The following is a 22,786-nucleotide window of genomic DNA, read 5'->3' on the forward strand; positions in this document are numbered from 1 at the left end:
AAATCCCCATGGCAGAAAACGAATATCCCCAACGCATGCAGCGCAAAAAACAGGTGATCGACAAAAAAATCGCCAGCGCCTCTGCCGAACGCGGCTTACTACTGGTCAACACCGGCATCGGCAAGGGCAAGTCCTCCGCCGCTTTTGGCGTGCTTGCCCGCACCTTGGGGCATGGCTTTCGTGCAGGCGTGGTGCAGTTCGTCAAGAGCCGCACCGACACGGGCGAGGAAGGCTTCTTTCGCCGACAGCCTGCTGTCGATTGGCATGTAATGGGCGAAGGCTTCACCTGGGAGACGCAAGACAAGGAAAAGGATGCACAGGCCGCCCAAGCGGCGTGGCGCCAGAGCCGACTTTTTCTCGCCGATCCGACCGTTCACTTGGTGATATTGGACGAGCTCACCTACGCCTTCAAATACGGCTGGCTTGATCTGGATGCCGTGCTGGCTGATCTCGCCGCGCGTCCGCCCATGCAGCACGTCATCATCACGGGCCGCGCCGCACCTGAAAAACTCATCGCCGCTGCCGATACAGCGACCGACATGGGCCTCGTCAAGCATGCCTTCAAAGCGGGCGTCAAAGCCATGCCGGGGATAGAATTCTGAGTATGGCCACCGCACTGCTCATCGCCGCCCCGGCTTCCGGTCAGGGCAAAACCAGCATCGCCGCCGGGCTGGCGCGGCTCTATTCGCGCCAGGGCAAACGCGTCCGCGTCTTCAAGTGCGGACCGGACTTTCTCGACCCGATGATTCATGCGGTGGCATCGGCGGCGCCATGCGAAAACCTCGATCTGTGGATGTGCGGCGAGTTTGACGCCGCTACGCGTCTGGCGCGTGCCGCAGAAAATGCGGATGTCATTCTGGTTGAAGGCGTCATGGGACTTTTTGATGGCGCACCCTCAGCGGCTGACATCGCGCGCCGTTTCAATCTGCCGGTGCTGGCGGTGATCGACGCCGCGGCGATGGCGCAAACCTTTGGCGCGGTTGCGCATGGCCTTGCCCACTATCAGCCCGATCTGCCGTTTTATGGCGTGCTGGCCAATCGTGTCGCCAGTCCGGGGCACGCGGAGATGCTGGAAGAGAGTCTGTCGCCCGGCATTCGCTGGTGCGGCACGGTGCCGCGCGATGACGCAGCCAGCTTGCCCGAACGGCATCTGGGATTGCATCAGGCAGCGGAAATCGAGGACTTGATGGCACGCCTTGATCGCATGGCCAATCAGTTGGAAAAAACACCGCTGGCGGCGCTTGATACAGGCGACTTTTCTGCCAACCTCGCCGTATCATCAGCGCCAGCGCGATGCGTCCTTTCGGGAACTTTTTCGGGCCTGGCCACACCCGCGCCACCCTTACTAAAAAACAAAACCATCGCCATCGCCCGCGATGCGTCGTTCTGCTTTCTCTACCCGGCCAACCTTGAACTGCTCGCTGCAATGGGCGCACAGCTCGCCTTCTTTTCACCCCTGGCAGGCGAGCCATTGCCTATGTGCGATGCGGTCTGGCTGCCCGGCGGCTATCCCGAGCTACATGCCGCAGTGCTTGCCCAACGCCGTGAATTCTTTGCTCAACTCGCCACCCATGTCGCCGCCAGCAAACCACTGATCGCCGAATGCGGCGGCATGATGACGCTGTTCGACACGCTCACCGACACGCAAGGCGCAACGCACCCAATGGCCGCCCTCCTCCCCGGCCGCATCGTCATGCAGCCACGCCTTGCCGCACTTGGCGGACAGGAGGCAGAACTTCCCGAAGGCACACTGCGCGGCCACACGTTTCATTATTCAAAAGCCGAAACACCGCTCGAACCACTTACCCACGCCCGCCGCCAGCGGTCCTTGGGCAACAAAACACAAGGCGAAGCGATTTACCGCCGCGCACGGCTTACTGCCTCCTACGTGCACTTTTATTTCCCCTCCAACCCCGCGGTTGCTGCCGCGCTGTTTTTGCCATGACGCGGCCGGAAAACCCCAACGCCTTCGATGCGACTGCCATCGACGCGATCTATCGCACTATCCACAGCCGCCGCGACATTCGTGAATTCATCCCCGGCCCCTTGCCGGATGGTTTGCTTAGCCGCCTCTACGCCGCTGCCCACGCCGCGCCCTCGGTCGGCTTCATGCAGCCTTGGCGCTTGATTCATGTTGTTGACGCCGCATTGCGCGATGAAATGATCACGCTCGTTGAAACCGAGCGCCAGGCAACCGCCACCGTCCTGCCCTCACGCACAACAGAATTTCTCAAGCTCAAAGTGGAAGGCATGAAAACCTGCGCCGAAGTTCTTGTGGTCGCGCTGATGGACGGCTGCGAAAACCATATTTTCGGCAAACGCACGCTGCCTGAAATGGCCCTCGCCTCCGCCGCCTGCGCCATTCAGAACATGTGGCTGGCCGCGCGTGCCGAAGGCATCGGCTTGGGCTGGGTCTCCTTTTTCGAACCAGAGGCCCTGGCCCGCCTGTTTGCCATGCCGCCGGGCGCAAAACCTATTGCCATCCTCTGCATTGGTCACGTTGCCGAATTTCCTGCCCAACCAATGCTCGAAGCCCTCGGCTGGGGCCAGCGTCTGCCGCTCGAATCGGTCGTGTTTGAAAACCAGTGGCTTAAGGATGCGCAACCAACACCAACGGCGTATTGAATCATACTGAACTGCCCTGCCTGTACCCGCAAGTTGTATAAGAATTCAACGGTCACTCACTTCCGAAACAATCCCATGAAAAATCCAGGCCGTATCATATCCCTTTCAAAGGCCTGCCTACTTGGCCTTTTCATGGCAGCACCGTTTATAGCCAGCCCAGCGCATGCCGACAAACCCGCTTGGGCCGGTAATGACGGCCACTCGGCGCAGAAAGACCAGCAAGATTACCGGAACGATGACCAAAAACTTCATCATGGAAAAAAAGACAAACGTCACCGGCGCGATAGGGATTATGACCCTAGAGATTACGACAGAGCATCCCGCGATGCGCCACGAATCTCAATCAATGCGTATTTCGATGATCGCGAGCGTGAATATGCGCGTGGCTACTACCGTGATGAATTCCACCATGGCCATTGCCCCCCGGGACTCGCCAAAAAGCACAACGGTTGCCTGCCACCCGGACAGGCAAAAAAATGGCGCAGGGGAGCGCCTTTACCAAGCACTGTGGTGTCCTACCCTGTGCCAAACGAGGTTGTGGTTCATTTGCGTCCGCCCCCATCCGGTTATCGGTATGTACGGGTTGCCTCGGATATTCTGCTGATTGCAGTCGGCACCAACATGGTTGTTGATGCCATTGAAGACCTGGGTCGATAGTAAAAGTCGGCACACCGGTTTCAGTTTGACCTCAGTTTGATATGTGCAGGGTGCATCGCCGACAATCCGGCAATGCACCCACCTGCCGAATCCAGCTTATTTGGGTTCATCACGCACATTAGCCCCGTTTGAGAAATTATTTCGGTTAGCATAGGCGCCCCTTTGAGCGGCATTCGAGATTTCCTGTGCATCTAATTAATCGTTATCCAAAAGTTTCGTTGAGCATTTTGATCCTGATCTGGGGTCTGGGCTACCCCGTCATGAAGTTTGGTATGCAGTTTTCTCCACCGCTGATCTATACCGGTTTGCGCACCATCATCAGCGGCATGTTTCTGATGGCCTTGGCGTTCTATAGCGGTGAGCCGTTGAATCTGCGCGACACCTGGAAGGCCTTGCTGATTTCCACTGTATTTAACGTGCTGCTGTTTTTTGGTGCCTCGGCCTTCGCCGTGCAATTGCTGCCCTCTGGCATCGCGTCCATTTTGCTGTATGCGCAGCCGATCATGGTGGGGCTGTTGGCGCATTTTCTGTTGCATGAACTCCTGACCCTGCGCAAAATCACCGGCCTGCTGTTTGGCTTTCTGGGTGTCGCCATCATCAGCTATAAAGGGCTGACGGGCGACTTATCCCTGCAAGGCGTGATCATGGGCTTACTCTCCGCGCTGGGCTGGACCTTCGGCACGCTCCTGGTCAAGCGCCACAATCCTCGCTCGATCTATTGGTTTATCGCCATCCCCTTTATTGGCGGCGGCGTGCTGCTGTTTTGCATGGGGCTGGCCGTGGGCGAACAGCCCACGGCCATTGTCTGGAACCTGCCTTTCATCAGCGCCTTACTCTGGGGCGCGATCATTGGCTTGGGCGCCTCCTGGGTGATCTGGTTTCATCTGGTGCGCACCGTTGAGGCCAGCACGCTCTCGGCCAATACCTTCCTGGTACCCGTGGTTTCCGTCATCGGTGGCGCGCTGTTTCTCGGCGAAAAAGTGCCACCCAGCCTTTACCTCGGCGGCGCACTCGTCGTGCTGGGGATTTACCAGGTCAACCGGCCGACATCCAAGACGTCTACCGGCGTTATGGGCAACCAATAACCACTTTAAAGTGGTTTAAAACCAGTGGCGCGAGAGTGAGCAGCTTGCTCTTGCGCCATGCACCTAGCCTGTCACAGGCTAATTCTGCTCAGCGATATTTGCGCTTGCACAGCTCGGCCCAGGCTTTGCCGCTGGACTCGGTGGCGAACCGCCAATCGTCGGGAATATCCTGATACGGTGCGCGACACGGACCCGCGTTGATATAACCCGCGGCATTACAGCGCAGTTTTTCAACCTGCACGTTGTACTTGGCCAAATCCTTGAAGTCCGGAATGGCATTGGGCAGGCTATGCAGGTCGTGCATGATCTCGCCCATGCGTGCCTTGTCGCCCGCATCGATGGCCTTTTGCAATTCAACAATGGGCTCCGGCCCCATCACGCAACTGGTCGACCACACGCCCTTGAGTCGGTCACCCACCAGGTTGTAGGCCATGGGCGCAGCGAAATCGATGGGCAGGAACTGCACCTGCGGCGCGGCATCCATGCTGGCGGGAAGATCCTTGAGCATGTTCTGCGGATCAAACAGATTGCCGACGTATTTGCAAGTGATCACCGTCGGACAATGCTTGCCAACGCCCGCCCAGAACTCCACCGGAAAGGTGGATTTAAAGAACAGCGGATTGGCATACACCATCAGGCCCATATCCGGCACGGCCTCGGCCAGATCGGCGTAGAACTGGACGGAATTGGTAATGGTCGGCGTCTGCCACAGCGGCAAACCGACAAAACCACCCTGCACGCCCAGTTCGCGGAATTTCTTCATCTGGCGCACTGTTTCCTTGGTGCCGAGCGTCGTGATGCCAGCAAACACGGGCACCCGGCCGCGGGCGACCTCGACGATGGTGCGCGTGAAGGCGAGCTTTTCTTCCAGCGTCAGCGCGGCACATTCGCCGGTAGTGCCATTGGCCGCAATCGAGCCAACGCCCGCAGAGATCAACAACTCGGTCATGCGCGCGGTTTCACCCAGATCTACCGAATCCTCATACTGCCAGCCGCCCTGTCCTTCTTTGCACGGTGTCGGAATCATGGCAGAAATGCCGCGGATATCGTCTTTGGTCAACATGTGTAAATCCCTTTGTATGCGTTAAAAGGCCATTGTAGAAGACAAATCAGCGCTCGTTCTACTTCGCTTTGGAGGCGAGGTGCCACCGCAAAGCTGCGGATGCAAAACTGCCATTTATGCAGCCGATGTCGCCCAGCGTTGAATCAGACGCGCCAACTGGGGCAGGCCTGCTTCTATGGCAGCAGGGCCTGGCGAGAGGATATGGGCGGATTTGATTTCGTGGATTTCGCCAGTCGCCAGCGCCGGAAATTCCTCTCCCGCAAAGCGGGCGGCAAAGCGCGCCGGCTGAAATTTTTTGCCGCACCACGAGGCGAAAACGATGTCTGGCTGCCGTCTCGCCAGCGCCGACTTTTCCGCGATGATGCGCTCCCTCGCACTGCGTTTTTGCGCGAGATCGGCAAAGATGTCATCGCCACCGGCGATCGTGATCAGCTCGGACACCCACTGAATGCCGCTGATCATCGGCTCATCCCATTCCTCGAAATACACGCGTGGGCGGCGCGGCAAGGTGGCGGCGGTCGCGCGCACGGCGGCGATCTGCGCTTCGAGCTTGACCACCAGTTGCGCTGCGCGATCCACTGCGCCCACCAGGCGCCCGACGGTTGCGATCATGGCCAAAATCTCGGCCACGCTGCGTTGATTAAAGTGATGCACGGCAATGCCCGCCTTCACCAGATCGCGGCAGATATCGCCTTGTAAGTCAGAAAACGCCAGCACCAGATCGGGTTTCACGGCCAGAATCTTGTCGATCCGCGCCGTTGAAAAACCGCTGATCTTGGGTTTCTCTTTACGCGCCCGCGCGGGCCGCGTGGTGAAGCCGGAGATGCCGACAACGCGTGCTTCCTCACCCAAGGCATAAAGCACCTCGACCGATTCGGTGGATAAACAGGCGATGCGCTGGGGCAAATATTGGGACATCGAAGCCCTGTTTATTTTGTGCGCGGATGGTTTGCCGGATGTGGATTCACTGGGCGTTTTTCACGCGCGGCATCTAACGCCTGACAGAGCTTTTCCGCGCCATCCAAAAGACGCGGCGTATGCCGCTGGATTTCCTGTGGCGGAATGAAATACAGGTTATCGCGCTTGACCGCGGTCATCGTTTTCCAGCGCCGCCAATCGTTAAGCCACTCCGGGCGTTCATCGCCCATGCCGCTGGCAACAATCACTTCGGGGTTTGCGGCGATCACCGCTTCTACTGTCACCGTCGGCGCCAAAATGGGCAGAGAACCAAACACGTTGCGCCCGCCGCATAAGCGAATGGCATCGCCGATGATCTGTTTGTCATTCACGGTCATCAAGGGCTGCTTCCAGATTTGATAAAACACATCAACCACCGGGCGCTGGCTGTAACGCGCTGCCAATGCCGCATGGCGCGCGCGAAACGCAGCGGCCGCCGGGTTAGCCACCGCCTCAGTGCCAGCCAGCGCGCCGAACTGCTCAATCTCGCGGGCCACATCCTCGATGCGGTTGGGTTGTGAGACATAGACAGGAACACCCATCGCCTTTAATTTTTCCAGCGCCGCTGGCGGGTTGCCACTCTCCCAGGCAATGACCAGATCAGGCTTTAAGGCAAGGATAGCCTCCAGATCGAGTTGTGCATAGCCGCCCACCCGGGGCAAGGCTTTAGCGGCTGGCGGATAGTCGCCATACGCCACATTGCCGACGAGTTTACTGCCCGCACCCGCAGCAAAGAGCAACTCTGTAATGTGCGGCGCAAGGCTGACAATGCGTTTGGCCGGGGCGGCTGAGGGCAAGCCTACTTCAGTGCGTTGGCCGGCGTGTCGGTCGGCGTACGGGTCGGCACGTTGCCCAGATGTTTGGCTCCATGCCAGGTTGTGACTAACAACGCATAGCAGTGCCAAAAAATAGTGTTTCATTCTTTCGTCCCGTTAGTCGTTGTTTGTGGCGGTTGTAACTGTTGCATCAGAAAGTGCGCTTTTGGCTTCCTGATTCTTCCTCCAATCGCTGACGGTGGCAAAAATCAGCCCGCCAAGAATCAAGGCAAAGCCGAGGCTGTTACTCAAGGTAACCGCCTCACCCAGCGCCAGGGATGCCGCCACATAGCCCACCAGCGGCACACACAGCGTGCTTAAACTCGTTGTAATCGCAGGCAGCGCACGCGTCACACTGATCATGGCCCAAAAGCAAAAAGCGGTGGCAATCGGGCCGTTATAGAGCAGCACCCAGCCCAGCGGCTCACCCCACTGTATCGTGCGGACATCTTCAAAAAAGAAGACAAAGGGCGCAATCGCACACGCTGCCACTATCAGTTGCCAGGGCATTAACGAGAGCGGCGAGCCTTTCCACCGATGCCCCCGCACTTTCACAATCAAAATCGCCCACAACAATGCCGCAAACAGCAACATGCCATTACCCAACACGGTTTTGGGATCATGCCAATCAAAGGCAAACGGATTAAATAACACCGCCACGCCCGCCATCCCCAGCACCAACCCCACAATGCGCAATGTTGTCAGCGCTTCGCCTAGCCACAGCACGGCCAAGGGCACAACCCACAGTGGCGTCGTGTAAGCCAAGATGGCAGATCGCCCAGCGGGCACATATTGCAAACCCACATTGACCAACCCCATAAATGCGGCCATCTGCAACAGCCCCACACCCAGCACCAAGGGCCAGTCTTCCCGATGCGGAAAGCGTAGCTCATGCCGCCAAGCGGCGACAGCAGCCAGCACAATTGCGCCCATGATCATGCGCAGCGCAGCAAAGGTGAGTGGTGGCACATAGTGCAGCCCGTACTTCATCACCGGCCAATTCACGCCCCAGAAAAACACCACCGCCGCCAGCAATACCCATGCAGTTCGTTGGCCCACTGCGCCTTTTGCGCCTTGATTTATCATGATCAATTCCCTGTGCAATTAAAAGATTTTTATTGTTTTCATTCTACAGGTCAGCCATCAACATGCCATGCGACAGCCAATCCACGGGCTAATCCATTATCATCGCCGTCTTGCCAGCGCCGACTTTTTTAAATACCCCCGCCATGACCCGTCTTCCGAAGCTTTCCATCCTTGATCAAACCCCCGTGATTTCCGGTCAGCGTGTCGCTGACGCCATTGCCGCAACGGTTGACTTCGCCCAGGCAGCGGAAGCACTGGGTTATTACCGCTACTGGTGCGCCGAACATCATGGCGCCCGTAGTGTGGCCAACCCGTGCCCTGAGGTAATGATTGCCCGGCTGGCCAGCGCCACCCAGCGCATGCGTATTGGCTCGGGCGGCATCATGCTGCCGTATTACTCGTCATGGAAAGTAGCCGAGCAGTTTCTGATGCTCGAAGCGTTATTTCCGGGTCGCATTGATCTGGGCATTGGTCGCGCGCCGGGAACGGATCAACGCACCGCACGCGCTGTCTCGCCTGGCGGTTTAAGAAGCGACTTGTTCCCCCAACAAGTGCAAGAGCTGATCTGGTTATTTACCAACACCGTGCCTGAAGGCCACGCCTACCATGGGTTGGTGATGCAGCCGGAAATTGATACGCGGCCGGAACTCTGGATGCTGGGCTCGTCCGACTTTGGTGGCGCACTGGCCGCGCATGTGGGCATCCCCTTCTGCTTTGCCCAATTTATCAACGCGCAGCATGGCGACGCGGTGGCAAAAATGTATCGCGATAATTTTCAACCGGGTTATGAGTCCGCACCACGCAGCGCCGTGGCGATTTTTGCCATCGTGGCAGACACAGAGGCCGAAGTGGCAGACCTCACCGCCGCCGTCGACTTGCGCCGTCTGTTCATGGCTTATGGGCAAAACCTGCCGGTGCCCACCATCGCCGAAGCCAAATCCGTGCAGTATGAAGAGCGTGATCGCCAGGTGATCGCCAACGAGCGGCCACGCAGCATTATCGGCACGCCGGATCAAGTCGCTGAACGTATGCTTGCCCTGCAAGAAAAATTTGCCACCGATGAGCTGATTATTCTCACCGTTGCCCCCAGCGTCAAAGCGCGCTTGCGCACCGCTGAACTGCTGGCTCAGGCTTTCGCGTTACCCCAAACATGAAAGCTTCATCTTCCCCCCTGCCGACCGGCCCACGCGCATTGATTGATGCCTCATCGCTCAGCAAATTTCAGTGGCAAACCTTTGTGCTGTGTTTTTTCGTCACGCTGTTCGATGGCTTTGACACGCAGGCCATTGCCTACACAGGCCCGGCCATTGCCAGCGCCTTTCATCTTGGCCCCAGCGAGCTCACCCCGCTTATTGTCGCGGGTACCGTTGGCATGGCGTTAGGGGCCATAAGTCTCGGCTCACTGGGCGACCGCATCGGTCGTCGCCTGACCATTCTGCTCGCCGTTTTGGTGTTCGGTATTTTTTCAGTGGCGACAGGCTTTGCCCACTCCCCCGCTGAAATTTTTCTCGCCCGCTTTTTTACCGGGCTAGGCATGGGCGGTGCGGTGCCCGCCGTGCTCTCGCTGGTGAGCGAGTTTGCCCCGGCGCGACACCGCGGACTGGTGATCACCGGGGTGTTGCTGGGCTTACCTACCGGCGCCATTGGCGGCGGCCTCTTGGGTGCGCGGCTCCTGTCGCACATCGGCTGGCAGGGAATTTTTATGGTCGGCGGCATCTTGCCGCTGGTTTATCTGCTCATTCTCTATGCGCACTTGCCTGAGTCACCCTCCTTTCTGGCCGTGCAAGACCTGCCGCGGCATCGGCAAAAAATTGCTGTTCTACTGGGCAAAATAATGCCTGCCCTTGATAAAGCCACCCTACGAGCAGCTTCGTTCATCGCCCCCGAAAAAACTGTACGTGCCTCGTTTAGAACGCTGATCAATTCTCGGTTTTTGCGCAATACACTCGCCGTCTGGATGACCTATTTCTGCAACTGGGCCGCCTGGTTCATGCTGTTGCTGTGGCTGCCCACCGTGCTCAAAACCGCCGGGCTGCCGCCCGAACAGGCGGCCCTCGGGACGGTTATCGTCAATAGCCCGGCCATATTCTTTTGCTTGTTCATGGCGTATTACCTGCCGAAAAAACCTGTGCGTCTGCTCTTGACCACCACACTCGCCTTTGGTATTGCCGTTGCCTTCGGGCTGGGGTTGGCAGGTAACCTCGCGGAAAACATCCACTGGGCGCTGGTATTTTTCCTCATCGGTGCAGCCGGCGTGGGCATTGGTTTGCCACAAATCGCACTCAATTATGTGGTGATCGAAGCCTACCCCACTGAGCTGCGCGCAACCGGCGCTGGCTGGGCCATCGGCATGGGACGCACGGGCTCGATCGTCGGTGCGGCGCTGGGTGGCTGGTGCCTTAAAGTGGGCGGTGTCGCTGGTTTTTATTACGCGCTTACTGTGCCGTTGCTATTGGCCCTCTTGGGCGTGCTGATGATACGCACCCAAAAAATCGCTGCAACATAAAGCGTGCAACTGGAACACTTGATCAAATTATTCCTTGCACACCGCGTCGATATCGCATCACCGTATCACCAGCGCCGACTTTTTTAAGCGCATAATGTTTTTTATTTTTAGCAGGAAAAGGCGGCCAGACCTATGGAATCACTAGATCCCATTGTATTAGCGCGCATCCAGTTTGCGGCCAATATGTCCTTTCATATCCTCTTTCCGACGATCAGCATTGGCATGGGTTGGTTTTTGCTGTTCTTTAAAATCCGCTTTGTCGCCACAAAACAATCCCACTGGATGGATGCCTATCAATTTTGGGTCAAGATATTTGCGCTGACTTTTGCACTGGGTGTGGTCAGCGGCATCACCATGAGTTTTCAGTTTGGCACTAACTGGCCGGGTTTCATGAACACCGTCGGGAATGTGGCAGGCCCTCTGCTCGCTTATGAAGTTTTAACGGCATTCTTTTTAGAAGCCACCATGCTGGGCATCATGCTATTTGGTCGAGGGCGTGTGAGCGAAAGCGTCCATACGGCAGCCACCTTCCTGGTTGCTGCCGGTACCACAACCTCTGCATTTTGGATTTTGGCACTCAACTCGTGGATGCATACGCCCGCAGGCTACGAGATGATCAACGGACAAGCCCATGTCACCAGTTGGCTGGAGGTTATTTTTAACCCTTCGTTCATCTATCGCCTGACCCACATGCTCATTGCCTCAGGGTTAACAGTCGCATTTTTGCTCACAGGCATTAGCGCGTACCGCTGGCTGAAAAATGACAAAGCCAGGGACGTCATGGCAACGTTACGGACGGGCGTGTTTGTGGCCGCTATCCTGATCCCCCTGCAAATTATCGTAGGCGACCTGCATGGCCTCAATACGCTTGAGCATGAGCCCGCAAAAATTGCGGCGATGGAAGGCCTCTGGGACACGCAAACAGGTGCACCTGCCGTGCTTATCGCTATTCCCGACGCTGCAACGCAGTCCAATCATTATGAGTTAGCCATTCCCAAACTCGCCTCTTTTTACCTGACCCATGATTGGAATGGCGAGATCAAGGGCATCAAGGCATTCGGTGATCAACACCCACCCGTCGCCCCTATTTTCTTTGCCTTCAGGATGATGGTGGGGGTTGGCCTGCTGATGCTTGCGGTCAGTTGGTTCGTGGTGTGGCAAATCCGCACCAGGAAAGATATCAATGTGCTGTCGGCAAAAATGCTGGTGGCGATGACCTTTGCTGGGTGGGTTGCACTGGAGTCGGGTTGGTATGTGACCGAAATTGGCAGGCAGCCTTGGCTGGTTTATGGCGTGCTGACCACGGCACAGGCTGCTTCTGCCGTGCCCGCTAAAAACATTGCCCTTACCTTGGCAATCTACCTCTCGCTCTATGTCGCTTTATTAACCTCTTATATTTCCGTGATTTTTCATTTAGCCAATAAAGCCACCCACAAAAACGATCTTACCGAACAGCATCTGCAAGGAGCATAACATGTCTGAATTTGGGGTAAATCTGCTCATACAAGCCGGCTGGCTACCGTTGGTGTTTGCCCTGGTGATGGCGCTCTCAATCCTGGCGTATGTGATTTTGGATGGATACGATCTCGGCGTTGGCATGCTGCTCAGAAAAGCCGATGACATCAATCAAAAAAACACCATGATTTCCAGCATCAGTCCCTTTTGGGACGCCAATGAAACGTGGTTAGTGCTGGGCATTGGCATCTTGTTGGTCGCCTTTCCATTGGCGCACGGTGTGATCCTGGGTGCTCTGTATTTACCCGTTGCATTAATGCTCGTCGCCTTAACCCTGCGTGGCGTGGCCTTTGATTTTCGTGTGAAAGCAAAAGCACACCATCAACCGCTTTGGGATCACGTTTTTTATGCCGGTTCGCTGCTCGCATCCTGGTCGCAAGGTTTCATGCTGGGCCAATTCATCACGGGATTTCGAGAAGAATTAAGCAGCTATCTATTCAGCGCGCTCATTGGCTTTTGCTTGATCGCCGGATACCGCTTGTTAGGGGCTGGTTGGTTGATCATGAAAACCGAAGGTCCTTTGCAATATAAGGCAGTGAAATGGGCCAAGGGAAGCCTGTGGCTGACAGCGGCAGGCGTGTTGGCCATATCAGCCGCAACACCCTGGGTCAGCTCCCGAATTTTTGACAAATGGTTCAGTTTCCCGAATGTGTTGATGCTGCTCCCCATCCCCGCCATGACGCTGGTTTTATTCGGTGTTATCGCGCGGAGCCTGGCGCGTCTGCCCGTCAGATTTGCGCAAAACAATCAGTATGGCGCATCTGTTCCCTTTGCCTGCACGGTTGGCATTTTCCTGCTCTCCTTTTATGGTTTGGCCTATAGCATTTTTCCCTGGCTGGTCATTGATCGCATGACGATTTGGCAGGCTGCAAGTGCACCCGAATCCCTATTATTCATTTTCTATGGCGTCGTCGTCGTGTTTCCTGTGATCATTGGATACACCGTTTATGCTTATCGCGTTTTCTGGGGCAAAGCCACTACGCTCAGCTATTAGCGGGGCAACCGCACTGTCCCAGGGCATTTTCCAGGCGCGCCCAGGCTGCTTCACTTTCCGGCAGACCGAAGCGCAGCGCGGAAGGTTCTGCAAAATAGCGCACGAGGATGCCGCGCTGCGCGAGGCGTTCATACAGCGCTACGGCATCGTTGTATTGCACATACTGAAATAACGCTGTGTCGCCGTTGGGCGGCAAACCATTTGTCGTGAGCAGTGTGGCAAGGCGCCCGCTCGCAGCGCGCAATTTCTCTTTCTGCGCGGCCTGCCACGCCGTATCACCAAAGCCGGCTTTTGCAATCAAGCGCGCAGGATGCGCCAGCGGCCACGGGCCGAGCGCTTCTTGCAAACGCGCCAACAACGCAGGAGCGGCGATGCAAAAACCGACGCGTGCCCCCGCCAGACCAAAGAATTTTCCAAGAGAGCGTAAAACGATCAGATTTTCAGCACCTGCCATTCCGGCCATGTTCGCCAGCGAATTCTCGTCATCGACATCGGCAAAGGCTTCATCGACAATCAGCCAGCCGTGATGTTCTGACAGCCGCCGGGCCAGGGCAAGCAGCACCGCGCGAGAAAAGCAGCGGCCGTCAGGATTATTCGGATTGGCCAGCATAATCACGTCTACCGCGTCACCGTCTTGTTTCAGTAAATCTTCCGCCGCGCATTCAATCACCCGGTGCCCCGCTGCCCGCCAAGCCGGGACATATTCGCCATAACTCGGGGCGAGCACGGCCACTGTGCCTGCCGAACGCAAGCGCGGCAAGGCAAGAATCGCCGCTTGCGAGCCATTCAGCGGCAAAATGTTTGCTGCGCCATAATAGTTCTGCGCGGCGTCAACCAGGCCATCGTCATCCTCGGGCAAACGTTGCCAGGCCGATAAGGGAATCTCCGGCACCGGGTAAGGCCATGGGGCGATACCGGTGGATAGATCAACCCAATCAGCCAGCGCGATACCGTAATGCTGACTCGCCACACGCAAGCGGCCGCCATGTTCAAGCATGATTAATCACCGCAACTATCGTAATAAATATCGTAACCACAGCCACCCAAACCCACTGTCCACGAACAACCAGCGCCAGCGCACGCTGGATATGAACCGCATTCGCCGTCTCACCATCCGCTACGGCGAGGAGAGCGTTTCTTGCTCGACCGCCTTCTAGCGCAGTTGCTTTACCAGCGCCGACCTTTGGCCGCATCTCGTACTCGCCGTGATACATCGCCGCACCGCCGAGCTGCACGCCAATCGCCCCCGCGCCCGCAGCAATCACCGGCCCGGCATTCGGGCTGGCCCAGGCGCCCGCCTGCGTGCGCCAACACACCAGCGCCGTGCGTGTGTCGCCAAGCACAGCATAGGTCAGCGCTGTCAGCCGCGCCGGAATCAAATTCAGCATATCGTCGATGCGCGCTGCCGCCCAGCCGAAATAAATCCGCCGCGTGTCTTTATAACCCCACATCGCATCCAATGTATTAGCCAAGCGAAACAGCAGCGCACCCGCACCGCCGGCAATACAAAACCAGAACAGCGCACCAAACACGGCATCGTTGCCATTTTCCAAAATCGATTCGACGGCGGCGCGGGCAACGCCTTCATCATCAAGCGATGATGTATCGCGCGACACCATCCAGCCGACATGTGCGCGCGCCGCGGCGAGATCATTCGCGGCCAGATCGCGGGCAACCTGCTCGCCGTGCTGAACAAGGCTACGCGCACCCAGCGCGAAATAAAGCAGCGCAATATCCACCGCACCACCCCACGTTTGCCGCCCGCAAAAAATCGCCAGCGCCGCTATCAACGCAACAACGGGCACCACCAGCAACAACCAGCCCAGCAAGCCGCGTACGCGGTTGAACAACGGATGCCCCGGCGCACCTTGCCGCAGAAGACTTTCGACTCGATTAGCCACCGCGCCAAACCCGACCAGCGGATGAAAACGACGCGGCTCACCAAGCAGGCGATCAAGCAAAACACCAGCCGCCATCGCCACAGGCAAGGCGGGAAAAATATCCAGCATGGGATAATCGGAATATGAAGAAAACAGCCACGAATTGTAACGACCTCGCGACACATCCCATCCATTCCGACCTTCAGACAGAACAAATTAGTCACCTCCCCCTCCCGGAGGGGGAGGTCGGGAGGGGGAGCACATTGTTTCCCCAAAGGGATGCGCATGCGCATCCCCTCCCGGAGGGGGAGGTCGGGAGGGGGAGCACATCGAGCCGCAATGAGGGAAGTAGCTTGGCTACTTCCCTCATGATTCAAGGTTGTACGTCGGACGCAGGCAAGACCACCCTCGTTGCTGCCCTGTGCCGCGTTCTCCATCGCCGTGGTGTGAAGGTCGCGCCGTTCAAGCCGCAAAACATGGCCTTGAATTCCGCCGTCACCAGTGATGGCGGCGAGATTGGCCGCGCGCAGGCCTTGCAAGCGCAGGCTGCTGGCATCGCGCCACGCATTGACTTCAATCCCGTGTTACTCAAACCCACGACAGACCGCCGCGCCCAGGTGATCATTCACGGCCATGCGATAGATACGCTAGATGCACGTGCTTATCACGACTACAAACGCGTGGCCATGACTGCCGTGATGCAAAGCTGGCAACGGCTGGTGGAAGAATTCGACTGTGTGATTGTTGAAGGCGCCGGGAGCCCTGCAGAAATCAATTTGCGTGATCGCGATATCGCCAACATGGGCTTTGCCGAGGCCGCCGACGTGCCGGTGATTTTGATTGCCGATATCGATCGCGGGGGCGTTTTCGCCCATCTGGTCGGCACGCTGGAACTGCTCTCACCCAGCGAGCAAGCACGCGTGAAAGGCTTTGTCATCAACCGTTTTCGCGGCGACATCCGTCTGCTCGAATCGGGCCTTGAGTGGTTGGAGGCGCGCACCGGCAAGCCCGTATTCGGTGTGCTGCCGTATCTGCATGGCCTGATGCTGGATGCGGAAGATGCCATCGCTACGGAAAGCCATGCCAAAACCAACACGCGTCTGAAAGCTGTTGCCATCGCTTATCCGCGTTGCTCGAACCACAATGATCTTGACCCGCTGCGCCTGCATCCGGAAGTTGACTTCACCTGGCTTGCCCCCGAACAAGCGTTGCCGCCATGCGATTTGATTGTGCTCCCCGGCTCAAAAGCAGTGCAAGCAGATTTAAACTGGTTGCGCGAACAAGGCCATGACATTGCCATAGAGCGTCATTTACGCTACGGCGGCAAACTCATCGGTCTTTGCGGCGGTTTTCAAATGCTGGGGCAAATGTTGCATGACCCACAGGGGCTGGAAGGCTTGCCCAACAGCCAGCCGGGCCTGGGCCTGCTGGCGATGGAGACCACGCTGAAAGCAGAAAAGCAGTTGCGTAATGTCACTGGCTGCTTGCAACTCTCTGGCAACCCTGTCATGGTGGGCTATGAAATTCATATGGGTGTAACACAAGGACAAGGCGAAGCGTTGCAAAACCCCGCCGTGCGCTTTAGCGATGGCCGCCAGGATGGCGTCATTTCAACTGACAAGAAAATCTTCGCCACCTACTGTCACGGCCTGTTCGATCAACCAGAAGCGCTGACTGCACTCCTTGCCTGGGCTGGCATGAAGGATGCCGACCCGGTTGACTTCATTGCACGCCGCGAAGCGGATATTGACCGACTGGCCGATGCTGTAGAAACCGCGCTCGACTGGGAAAAACTCGGCGCTAGCATGACGCTGCCCAAAATCACGCTGCCGGGCTTTTAAGCTCCAGCGGCAAACCCGCCGCAACAAACGTCACGCGATCCGCCAACGTCGCCACCCGCTGGTTCAGGCGCCCGGCTTCATCAACAAAACGACGCGTAATTTCACCCAGCGGAATAATGCCCAACCCCACTTCGTTACTCACCAGAATCACGCGACCGGGAAGCTGTGGCAAGACAGTAAACAGCGCTACGGTTTCCTGTGTCAGCCACTCGTCGCGCTGTTTATCAGCGTTACCAGCATGCGCAAATAAAAGATTGGATAGCCACAAGGTCAGGCAATCCACTAACAAGCAACGGTCAGGGGCGGCATGCTTTTTGAGCACAGTGACCAACTGCAACGGCTCTTCCACCAGAAGCCAGTCGGCTGGCCGCCGTGCCTGATGATGAGCAATGCGCTCGACCATTTCTGCATCCTTCGCCTGGGCTGTAGCAATATAAATCACTGCACGCTGTGATGCTTCTGCACGCTGTGATGCTTCTGCACGCTGTTCTGCCAGCGCGCTCTTGCCCGAACGGGCACCACCGATGATGAGTTCTACCATCCATATATTATCGCCTATTGGTATAGTGCACGATAATTCAAGAATCATACGGAGAAAATAATGGATAGCAAGCAGGACCAAATACGCACCGGCAGTTTTAACACCTCCTTTCACGAAAGCGGGGCACCGGATGCCGCACCCATCTTATTGCTCCATGGCTCGGGACCGGGTGCGAACGCGATGTCCAACTGGCAGTTCGCTCTGCCTTTTCTGGGTGAAACTTATCACTGCTTTGCGCCCGACCTTGCGGGGTTTGGACTCAGCACCTACCCGAATCCGCCACAAGGCGCCGCTGCCTGGATAGAAATCTGGGTTGCGCAGATGGTTGCTTTTCTTGATGCACTGAATCTGGAAAAAGTGCACCTGGTGGGAAATTCCATGGGCGGTGGCGTGGCCATGCATTTGGTGAATCGTTACCCAAACCGCTTTGATCATGTCGTGTTAATGGGAGCGGTGGGCGCGCCCTTTACCGCGACCGAAGGCTTAAAGCGCGGCTGGGGTTATTACACCAAGGGCACCAAGGAAGAACTGGCTTTTCTGGTGCGCAAGTTTTTGCATAATCCGGATATCCTCGGCGGCGATGTGGATGCCATCGCGGAAAATCGCTATCAGTTCGTGATGCAGGACAGCGTACGCCTTCAGTTCGAGGCGATGTTCCCGGGTGACACGCAAACGCATATTGACGCCTTTGTTCTGCCGCCCGAAAAATTACAAAAAATTACCAACCCCATACTGGCCACTCATGCGCGGGAGGATTTCTTCATCCCGCTCACAACATCCGAATACATGGTCAAGCACCTGCCTCGCGCACAACTGCACGTGTTCAGCCAGTGCGGCCATTGGATACAAATCGAACAGCGCAAGGCCTTTAACAATCTGGTAAAATTATTTTTTGATGGCGGCTTGGATCAAGCGTGACGCTACCGAACTCTCTCTTTCATCCTTATTAAAAAAATCATGACTACTGCAAAAAACATCAATTTATTTTCACCCATTCAACTCGGCCCTTATGCGCTGAAAAGCCGCATGGCGATGGCACCCATGACGCGCAACCGTGCAGGAGAAAAAAATGAGCCGCACGCCCTGAATGTCGAGTACTACCGCCAACGCGTCAGCGCCGGGCTCATCATTACCGAAGGCGCCATTGTTTCTCCTGAAGCAGTTGGTTATCCGGGTACGCCTGGCATTTACAGCCCAGAGCAAGTGGCAGGTTGGCGCCAAGTGACGGATGCTGTGCATGCCGCAGGCGGGCGTATTTTTCTGCAACTATGGCATTGCGGACGCGCCTCGCATAAATCCTTGTTGCCCAATAGCATGTTGCCGGTCGCGCCTTCAGCCATCAAGCCGGTAGGCGAAACACTCACTTATACTGGCATGCAAGCATTTGAAACACCCCATGCACTCACGCTGGAAGAGATTCCCGGCATTATCGAGATGTTCCGTCACGGGGCACAATGTGCGTTAGAAGCCGGGTTTGACGGTGTGGAAATTCACGGCGCCAATGGCTACCTGGTAGATCAATTTTTGCGTGATGGCACTAACCAGCGCACCGATGCTTATGGTGGATCGATCGCCAATCGCGCACGCTTCATGCTGGAAGTAACAGATGCGGTGTGTAGCGTATGGAACGCTAACCGCGTCGGCATTCGTCTCTCGCCCTTGGGTCCCTTTAACGACATACGTGATACCAACCCCGAGGCCACCTTTAGTTACGCCGTTGAAGCGCTCAACCGTTTTGGCCTGGCTTATTTGCACATTGCCGAAATGGGCATTGACAAACCCGGTGCGGCCGGCCCCGCGTTTGATTTATTCAAACTGCGTGGCATCTGGAAAGGACTTTACATGGCCAACTACGGGTACGATTTAACCCGTGGCAATGCCGTCCTGGCCGATGGCCGCGCTGACATGGTCGCTTTTGGCGTGCCTTTTCTGGCCAACCCTGACTTGCCCCGCCGCTTTGCTACAGGCGCTGCGCTTAACACGCCTGATGTCGCAACTTTTTACGGTGGAGATGAAAAAGGCTATACCGATTACCCTTTTCTTGCGGAGTAAACACTAATGGAAAGCAGCTTTTGGCACGAACGCTGGGAAAAGAATGAAATTGGATTTCACCAAAGCCGGTTTCATCCTTTTTTGCCAAAATATTGGCCCAGCTTGGACATCAAGCAAGGCAGCCGGGTGTTTGTCCCTCTGTGCGGCAAAAGTCGTGATTTGCTCTGGCTACGCGATCAAGACCTTGATGTCATTGGCGTTGAGTTAAGCAAGCTTGCCGTTGAAGATTTTTTCAAGGAGAACCAGCTCACGGCCATCATCACGCAACATGGTGAACTCACGCTATATGAATGTTCGGGTATCCGTATTTTTTGCGGCGATTTTTTCAAGCTCACCGCGGCAGATCTGGCAGGCGTTGCGGGCGTATTTGACCGTGCCTCACTCGTGGCACTGCCCCCCGCCATGCGCCGCGATTACGCCCGCCACATGCAAAAAATTCTGCCGTCCGGCACGCAAACGCTGTTGGTGTGCTTTGCCTACCCGCAAGAACAAATGGACGGGCCCCCCTTCAGTGTGGAAGAAGCCGAAGTCCACGCCCTTTTCGGCACCGCCAGCGAAGTCACATTTTTAGCCGAAGCCGATGTGCTCGACAACGAACCCCGCTTTAAACAACGCGGCCTCACCCGTCTGCACGAAAAAGCCTTTCGCCTGCGCTACCCGTCCTAGGCAAAAAGTCGGCGCTGGTGGAACGCCGCGCAGTAAAGAAAAAACAGGGTTCGCCCGAAAATAAAGGAAAAATCATGCAAAAGAGAAATTTAGGACATTCCAATATCAAAGTCGCCCCACTCATGTTTGGCGGCAATGTCTTTGGTTGGACCCTGGATGAGGCCAAGTCTTTCGAAATACTCGATGCATTTATGGCGGCCGGTTTTGATTTCATTGATACCGCCGACGTTTACTCACGCTTCATTCCCGGCAACCAGGGTGGCGAATCGGAAACCATCCTCGGTAAATGGATGAAGGCGCGCGGCAACCGCAGCCAGGTGATTCTTGCCACCAAGGTCGGCATGGACATGGGAGAAAGCCAGCAGGGCTTATCGAAAGCCTATATTTTCAAAGCGGTGGAAGCTTCGCTACGCCGCTTGCAGACCGACTATATCGACCTGTATCAGGCACACATCGATGATACACAAACGCCGCTGACAGAAACGCTGGAAGCCTTTGATCAGCTCATCAAACAAGGCAAAGTGCGCGTGATCGGCGCTTCCAACTACACGCCAGAGCGGCTGGAAGAGGCGCTGCAAGTCAGCAAAAACACTGGCCTGCCCGCCTACCAGAGTTTGCAACCACTCTATAACCTGTATGACCGTGCAGCATACGAAGCAGGTTTAGAAGCTGTTTGCCAGAAACACGGCTTGGGTGTGATCCCTTATTTCGCGCTTGCCAGTGGCTTTCTCACCGGCAAATATCGCAGCGAAGCCGATTGCACATCCGCACGCGGCGGCCTGGTCAAACGCTATCTCGATACCCGCGGTCTGCGTATTCTTTCTGCACTCGACACAGTGGCAAAAGAGAAAGAAACAACCCCCGCCGTCATTGCGCTGGCCTGGCTAATGGCACGCCCTACGATCACCGCCCCCATCGCCAGCGCCACTTCGCTGACGCAGTTGCAGGGGCTGATTCGTGCAACGGAAATTAGTTTGGATCAGGTGTCTATTGACATGCTCAATCAGGCTAGTGATGCCTGATCTGGCCGGGAGATGGACTTTACCGTTTCATGCTCAAATCGCCATCGCATGATCCATGCGTACAACATTCGTCAACCATGTTGAAGTTTCGAGCACATTACGTTGTCAACGTTGTCAAGAAAGATAGTTAATTTGGCAACCCATACGATCTACACAAAAGTCTTAGCATCGTCTTTTTCACTGCCAGAATTATTTTCTCGCCGTCTCACTAGCGCCGACTTTTTGGCGCATATCCGCTATCCTGTTAAACCATCTAGTGATGTTGCGTTGTACTTGTGCTGCCGTTTGAATGTAACTCTGACCACTGCTCAATCACCCACCTGCTTGATGCGCAATCAAGGCCGTGGCATAGTCAATAACTACATGGTGATGGTGAATCTGGCCGCGAGCTAACTCGGCCTGTTTGATCATGAGGAGACCTCGATGAAACAACGTATCTTAGGCCAAGCCGCCGTACCGATTTCCGAAGTAGGCTTGGGGTGCATGGGCATGAGCGAATTTTATGGCCCCAGCGATGATCAACAATCGCTCGCCACGCTCAACCGCGCGCTGGAGCTTGGTGTCAATTTCTTTGATTCGGCTGACACCTATGGTCTGGGCCATAACGAAACCTTGCTGGGACAGTTTCTCAAGCAAGGTGGTGCAGCGCGTCGACGGCGGGTGGTTGTCGCTACCAAATTTGGCATCGTGCGCGAAGCAGGCAAGTACGAGCGGCGCATCGACAACAGCCCGGCCTATGTGCGCGCCGCTTGCGAGGCTTCTTTACAGCGCCTGGGGGTGGATGAGATCGATCTTTATTATTGCCACCGGCGTAACCCGGATGTGCCGATTGAAGACACGGTGGGTGCAATGGCCGATCTGGTGCATGCAGGCAAAGTTAAGCAGATTGGATTGTCGGAAGTCTCCATTGCCACCTTACGTCGAGCCTGCACTGTGCACCCGGTGGCGGCGGTACAGAGTGAATATTCCTTGTGGTCACGCGAACCTGAAAACGGCCTGCTAGAAGCGTGTGCTGAACTAGGCGCCACGTTTGTGGCTTACAGCCCGTTGGGCCGCGCTTTTCTCACCGGCACGGTGCGCAGCGACACCTTGGCAGAGAATGATTTTCGTAAGTTCAACCCGCGCTTTCAAGGCGATGCCGAAGTGGCTAACCGTGCGCTGGTGGAAAGTCTGCATCAGTTGGCAGAAGTGCGCGGGGTGACCAACGCGCAGCTGGCGCTTGCCTGGTTATTGAATAAACATCCGCACGTGGTGCCTATTCCCGGCACCCGCCAGGTGCGCTATCTGGAGCAAAACGTGGCGGCTTCGGCCATCACGCTCACTAGCGATGAGCTTGCTACGCTGGATGAACTGTTCTTGCCGGAACGCGTGATCGGCACCCGTTATCCTGAGGCTGGCATGGTGGGGGTGGAGCGCGGTTGATGCAGTCGCAAATAACGTTGCCCTCACGCATCTCTGCCGCACAATCATTGCACATCGAG

General features: G+C 56.4%; 22 protein-coding genes. 15 read left to right on the forward strand and 7 right to left on the reverse strand.

Going from position 1 to position 22,786, the window contains the following annotated elements:
• Nucleotides 1-8: 8 nt before the first annotated feature.
• From cobO to PG1C_RS08275, 5 genes are all read left to right on the forward strand, one after another.
• A complete protein-coding gene (cobO, locus tag PG1C_RS08255) occupies nt 9-602 on the forward strand; it encodes a cob(I)yrinic acid a,c-diamide adenosyltransferase (RefSeq protein ID WP_202634348.1) in 594 nt (197 codons plus the stop codon).
• A 2-nt stretch (nt 603-604) separates the two neighbouring features.
• Nucleotides 605-1,945, forward strand: coding sequence for a cobyrinic acid a,c-diamide synthase CobB (locus tag PG1C_RS08260; protein ID WP_202634349.1), 1,341 nt, complete (start codon nt 605-607; stop codon nt 1,943-1,945).
• Entirely contained in the window at nt 1,942-2,625 is a 684-nt protein-coding gene (gene bluB / locus PG1C_RS08265; protein WP_202634350.1) for a 5,6-dimethylbenzimidazole synthase, read from the forward strand. The genes PG1C_RS08260 and bluB overlap by 4 nt, the downstream gene beginning before the upstream one ends.
• Before the next feature lie 132 nt (nt 2,626-2,757).
• Nucleotides 2,758-3,282, forward strand: a complete 525-nt coding sequence (locus tag PG1C_RS08270) for an RcnB family protein (protein WP_237218112.1) — start codon at nt 2,758-2,760, stop codon at nt 3,280-3,282.
• A 218-nt stretch (nt 3,283-3,500) separates the two neighbouring features.
• A complete protein-coding gene (locus PG1C_RS08275; protein ID WP_202634352.1) occupies nt 3,501-4,367 on the forward strand; it encodes a DMT family transporter in 867 nt (288 codons plus the stop codon).
• Nucleotides 4,368-4,455: 88 nt separating this feature from the next.
• Here PG1C_RS08275 and PG1C_RS08280 read toward each other — a convergent pair whose 3' ends face one another.
• The 4 genes from PG1C_RS08280 to PG1C_RS08295 all read right to left on the reverse strand — a co-directional run bounded on the left by PG1C_RS08280 (nt 4,456) and on the right by PG1C_RS08295 (nt 8,288).
• The gene (locus PG1C_RS08280) at nt 4,456-5,430 is read right to left on the reverse strand and encodes a dihydrodipicolinate synthase family protein (protein ID WP_202634353.1); all 975 of its coding nucleotides are present in this window, start codon (nt 5,428-5,430) and stop codon (nt 4,456-4,458) included.
• 114 nt (nt 5,431-5,544) lie between these two features.
• Nucleotides 5,545-6,348, reverse strand: coding sequence for an ABC transporter substrate-binding protein (locus tag PG1C_RS08285; protein WP_202634354.1), 804 nt, complete (start codon nt 6,346-6,348; stop codon nt 5,545-5,547).
• Nucleotides 6,349-6,359: 11 nt separating this feature from the next.
• A complete protein-coding gene (locus PG1C_RS08290; protein ID WP_202634355.1) occupies nt 6,360-7,307 on the reverse strand; it encodes a cobalamin-binding protein in 948 nt (315 codons plus the stop codon).
• Between the two features lie 12 nt (nt 7,308-7,319).
• On the reverse strand, nt 7,320-8,288 hold the full coding sequence (locus PG1C_RS08295; RefSeq protein WP_202634356.1) for a DMT family transporter: 969 nt from the start codon (nt 8,286-8,288) through the stop codon (nt 7,320-7,322).
• 143 nt (nt 8,289-8,431) lie between these two features.
• Between PG1C_RS08295 and PG1C_RS08300 the strand changes: the two genes are divergently transcribed.
• From PG1C_RS08300 to PG1C_RS08315, 4 genes are all read left to right on the forward strand, one after another.
• On the forward strand, nt 8,432-9,442 hold the full coding sequence (locus PG1C_RS08300) for an LLM class flavin-dependent oxidoreductase (RefSeq protein WP_202634357.1): 1,011 nt from the start codon (nt 8,432-8,434) through the stop codon (nt 9,440-9,442).
• Nucleotides 9,439-10,794 carry an MFS transporter gene (locus tag PG1C_RS08305; RefSeq protein ID WP_202634358.1) on the forward strand — a complete coding sequence of 452 codons (1,356 nt, stop codon included), beginning with the start codon at nt 9,439-9,441 and terminating at the stop codon, nt 10,792-10,794. Before PG1C_RS08300 ends, PG1C_RS08305 begins: the two co-directional genes overlap by 4 nt.
• A gap of 132 nt (nt 10,795-10,926) precedes the next feature.
• Nucleotides 10,927-12,267: a cytochrome ubiquinol oxidase subunit I gene (locus PG1C_RS08310; protein ID WP_202634359.1), complete on the forward strand. Its 1,341-nt coding sequence runs from the start codon at nt 10,927-10,929 to the stop codon at nt 12,265-12,267.
• A 1-nt stretch (nt 12,268) separates the two neighbouring features.
• The gene (locus tag PG1C_RS08315; protein WP_202634360.1) at nt 12,269-13,303 is read left to right on the forward strand and encodes a cytochrome d ubiquinol oxidase subunit II; all 1,035 of its coding nucleotides are present in this window, start codon (nt 12,269-12,271) and stop codon (nt 13,301-13,303) included.
• Here PG1C_RS08315 and cobD read toward each other — a convergent pair.
• Entirely contained in the window at nt 13,293-14,300 is a 1,008-nt protein-coding gene (gene cobD / locus PG1C_RS08320) for a threonine-phosphate decarboxylase CobD (protein ID WP_202634361.1), read from the reverse strand. The two genes, PG1C_RS08315 and cobD, sit on opposite strands and share 11 nt — an antisense overlap.
• Nucleotides 14,293-15,312 carry an adenosylcobinamide-phosphate synthase CbiB gene (gene cbiB / locus PG1C_RS08325; protein ID WP_202634362.1) on the reverse strand — a complete coding sequence of 340 codons (1,020 nt, stop codon included), beginning with the start codon at nt 15,310-15,312 and terminating at the stop codon, nt 14,293-14,295. Before cbiB ends, cobD begins: the two co-directional genes overlap by 8 nt.
• 239 nt (nt 15,313-15,551) lie before the next feature.
• Between cbiB and PG1C_RS08330 the strand changes: the two genes are divergently transcribed.
• Entirely contained in the window at nt 15,552-17,024 is a 1,473-nt protein-coding gene (locus tag PG1C_RS08330) for a cobyric acid synthase (RefSeq protein WP_202636985.1), read from the forward strand.
• Here PG1C_RS08330 and cobU read toward each other — a convergent pair.
• Nucleotides 17,005-17,565: a bifunctional adenosylcobinamide kinase/adenosylcobinamide-phosphate guanylyltransferase gene (cobU, locus tag PG1C_RS08335; protein ID WP_202634363.1), complete on the reverse strand. Its 561-nt coding sequence runs from the start codon at nt 17,563-17,565 to the stop codon at nt 17,005-17,007. The genes PG1C_RS08330 and cobU overlap by 20 nt on opposite strands.
• A gap of 60 nt (nt 17,566-17,625) precedes the next feature.
• Here cobU and PG1C_RS08340 point away from each other — a divergent pair, with 60 nt between their 5' ends.
• From PG1C_RS08340 to PG1C_RS08360, 5 genes are all read left to right on the forward strand, one after another.
• Nucleotides 17,626-18,483, forward strand: coding sequence for an alpha/beta fold hydrolase (locus PG1C_RS08340; RefSeq protein ID WP_202634364.1), 858 nt, complete (start codon nt 17,626-17,628; stop codon nt 18,481-18,483).
• Between the two features lie 39 nt (nt 18,484-18,522).
• A complete protein-coding gene (locus tag PG1C_RS08345; protein WP_202634365.1) occupies nt 18,523-19,617 on the forward strand; it encodes an alkene reductase in 1,095 nt (364 codons plus the stop codon).
• Nucleotides 19,618-19,623: 6 nt separating this feature from the next.
• On the forward strand, nt 19,624-20,283 hold the full coding sequence (locus PG1C_RS08350) for a thiopurine S-methyltransferase (protein ID WP_202634366.1): 660 nt from the start codon (nt 19,624-19,626) through the stop codon (nt 20,281-20,283).
• 74 nt (nt 20,284-20,357) lie between these two features.
• Nucleotides 20,358-21,305 (forward strand): aldo/keto reductase, encoded by a 948-nt coding sequence (locus PG1C_RS08355; protein ID WP_202634367.1) that lies wholly within the window; start codon nt 20,358-20,360, stop codon nt 21,303-21,305.
• Between the two features lie 423 nt (nt 21,306-21,728).
• Complete coding sequence (locus PG1C_RS08360) at nt 21,729-22,727, forward strand: aldo/keto reductase (RefSeq protein ID WP_202634368.1); 999 nt, start codon at nt 21,729-21,731, stop codon at nt 22,725-22,727.
• Nucleotides 22,728-22,786: the final 59 nt, after the last annotated feature.

It is taken from the genome of Rugosibacter aromaticivorans (genome assembly GCF_000934545.1).
Lineage (GTDB): Bacteria > Pseudomonadota > Gammaproteobacteria > Burkholderiales > Rhodocyclaceae > Rugosibacter > Rugosibacter aromaticivorans.

Excerpts from the sequence above, each read along its gene's own strand:
- PG1C_RS08330 (WP_202636985.1), top strand. The coding sequence starts at position 15,552 with ATGATTCAAGGTTGTACGTCGGACGCAGGCAAGACCACCCTCGTTGCT.
- PG1C_RS08260 (WP_202634349.1), top strand. The coding sequence starts at position 605 with ATGGCCACCGCACTGCTCATCGCCGCCCCGGCTTCCGGTCAGGGCAAA.
- PG1C_RS08290 (WP_202634355.1), bottom strand. The coding sequence starts at position 7,307 with ATGAAACACTATTTTTTGGCACTGCTATGCGTTGTTAGTCACAACCTG.
- PG1C_RS08300 (WP_202634357.1), top strand. The coding sequence starts at position 8,432 with ATGACCCGTCTTCCGAAGCTTTCCATCCTTGATCAAACCCCCGTGATT.
- PG1C_RS08360 (WP_202634368.1), top strand. The coding sequence starts at position 21,729 with ATGAAACAACGTATCTTAGGCCAAGCCGCCGTACCGATTTCCGAAGTA.
- PG1C_RS08285 (WP_202634354.1), bottom strand. The coding sequence starts at position 6,348 with ATGTCCCAATATTTGCCCCAGCGCATCGCCTGTTTATCCACCGAATCG.
- PG1C_RS08340 (WP_202634364.1), top strand. The coding sequence starts at position 17,626 with ATGGATAGCAAGCAGGACCAAATACGCACCGGCAGTTTTAACACCTCC.
- cobO (WP_202634348.1), top strand. The coding sequence starts at position 9 with ATGGCAGAAAACGAATATCCCCAACGCATGCAGCGCAAAAAACAGGTG.
- PG1C_RS08355 (WP_202634367.1), top strand. The coding sequence starts at position 20,358 with ATGCAAAAGAGAAATTTAGGACATTCCAATATCAAAGTCGCCCCACTC.
- PG1C_RS08295 (WP_202634356.1), bottom strand. The coding sequence starts at position 8,288 with ATGATAAATCAAGGCGCAAAAGGCGCAGTGGGCCAACGAACTGCATGG.
- PG1C_RS08310 (WP_202634359.1), top strand. The coding sequence starts at position 10,927 with ATGGAATCACTAGATCCCATTGTATTAGCGCGCATCCAGTTTGCGGCC.
- PG1C_RS08350 (WP_202634366.1), top strand. The coding sequence starts at position 19,624 with ATGGAAAGCAGCTTTTGGCACGAACGCTGGGAAAAGAATGAAATTGGA.
- cobD (WP_202634361.1), bottom strand. The coding sequence starts at position 14,300 with ATGCTTGAACATGGCGGCCGCTTGCGTGTGGCGAGTCAGCATTACGGT.
- PG1C_RS08280 (WP_202634353.1), bottom strand. The coding sequence starts at position 5,430 with ATGTTGACCAAAGACGATATCCGCGGCATTTCTGCCATGATTCCGACA.
- cbiB (WP_202634362.1), bottom strand. The coding sequence starts at position 15,312 with ATGCTGGATATTTTTCCCGCCTTGCCTGTGGCGATGGCGGCTGGTGTT.
- PG1C_RS08345 (WP_202634365.1), top strand. The coding sequence starts at position 18,523 with ATGACTACTGCAAAAAACATCAATTTATTTTCACCCATTCAACTCGGC.
- PG1C_RS08305 (WP_202634358.1), top strand. The coding sequence starts at position 9,439 with ATGAAAGCTTCATCTTCCCCCCTGCCGACCGGCCCACGCGCATTGATT.
- PG1C_RS08315 (WP_202634360.1), top strand. The coding sequence starts at position 12,269 with ATGTCTGAATTTGGGGTAAATCTGCTCATACAAGCCGGCTGGCTACCG.
- PG1C_RS08270 (WP_237218112.1), top strand. The coding sequence starts at position 2,758 with ATGGCAGCACCGTTTATAGCCAGCCCAGCGCATGCCGACAAACCCGCT.
- bluB (WP_202634350.1), top strand. The coding sequence starts at position 1,942 with ATGACGCGGCCGGAAAACCCCAACGCCTTCGATGCGACTGCCATCGAC.
- cobU (WP_202634363.1), bottom strand. The coding sequence starts at position 17,565 with ATGGTAGAACTCATCATCGGTGGTGCCCGTTCGGGCAAGAGCGCGCTG.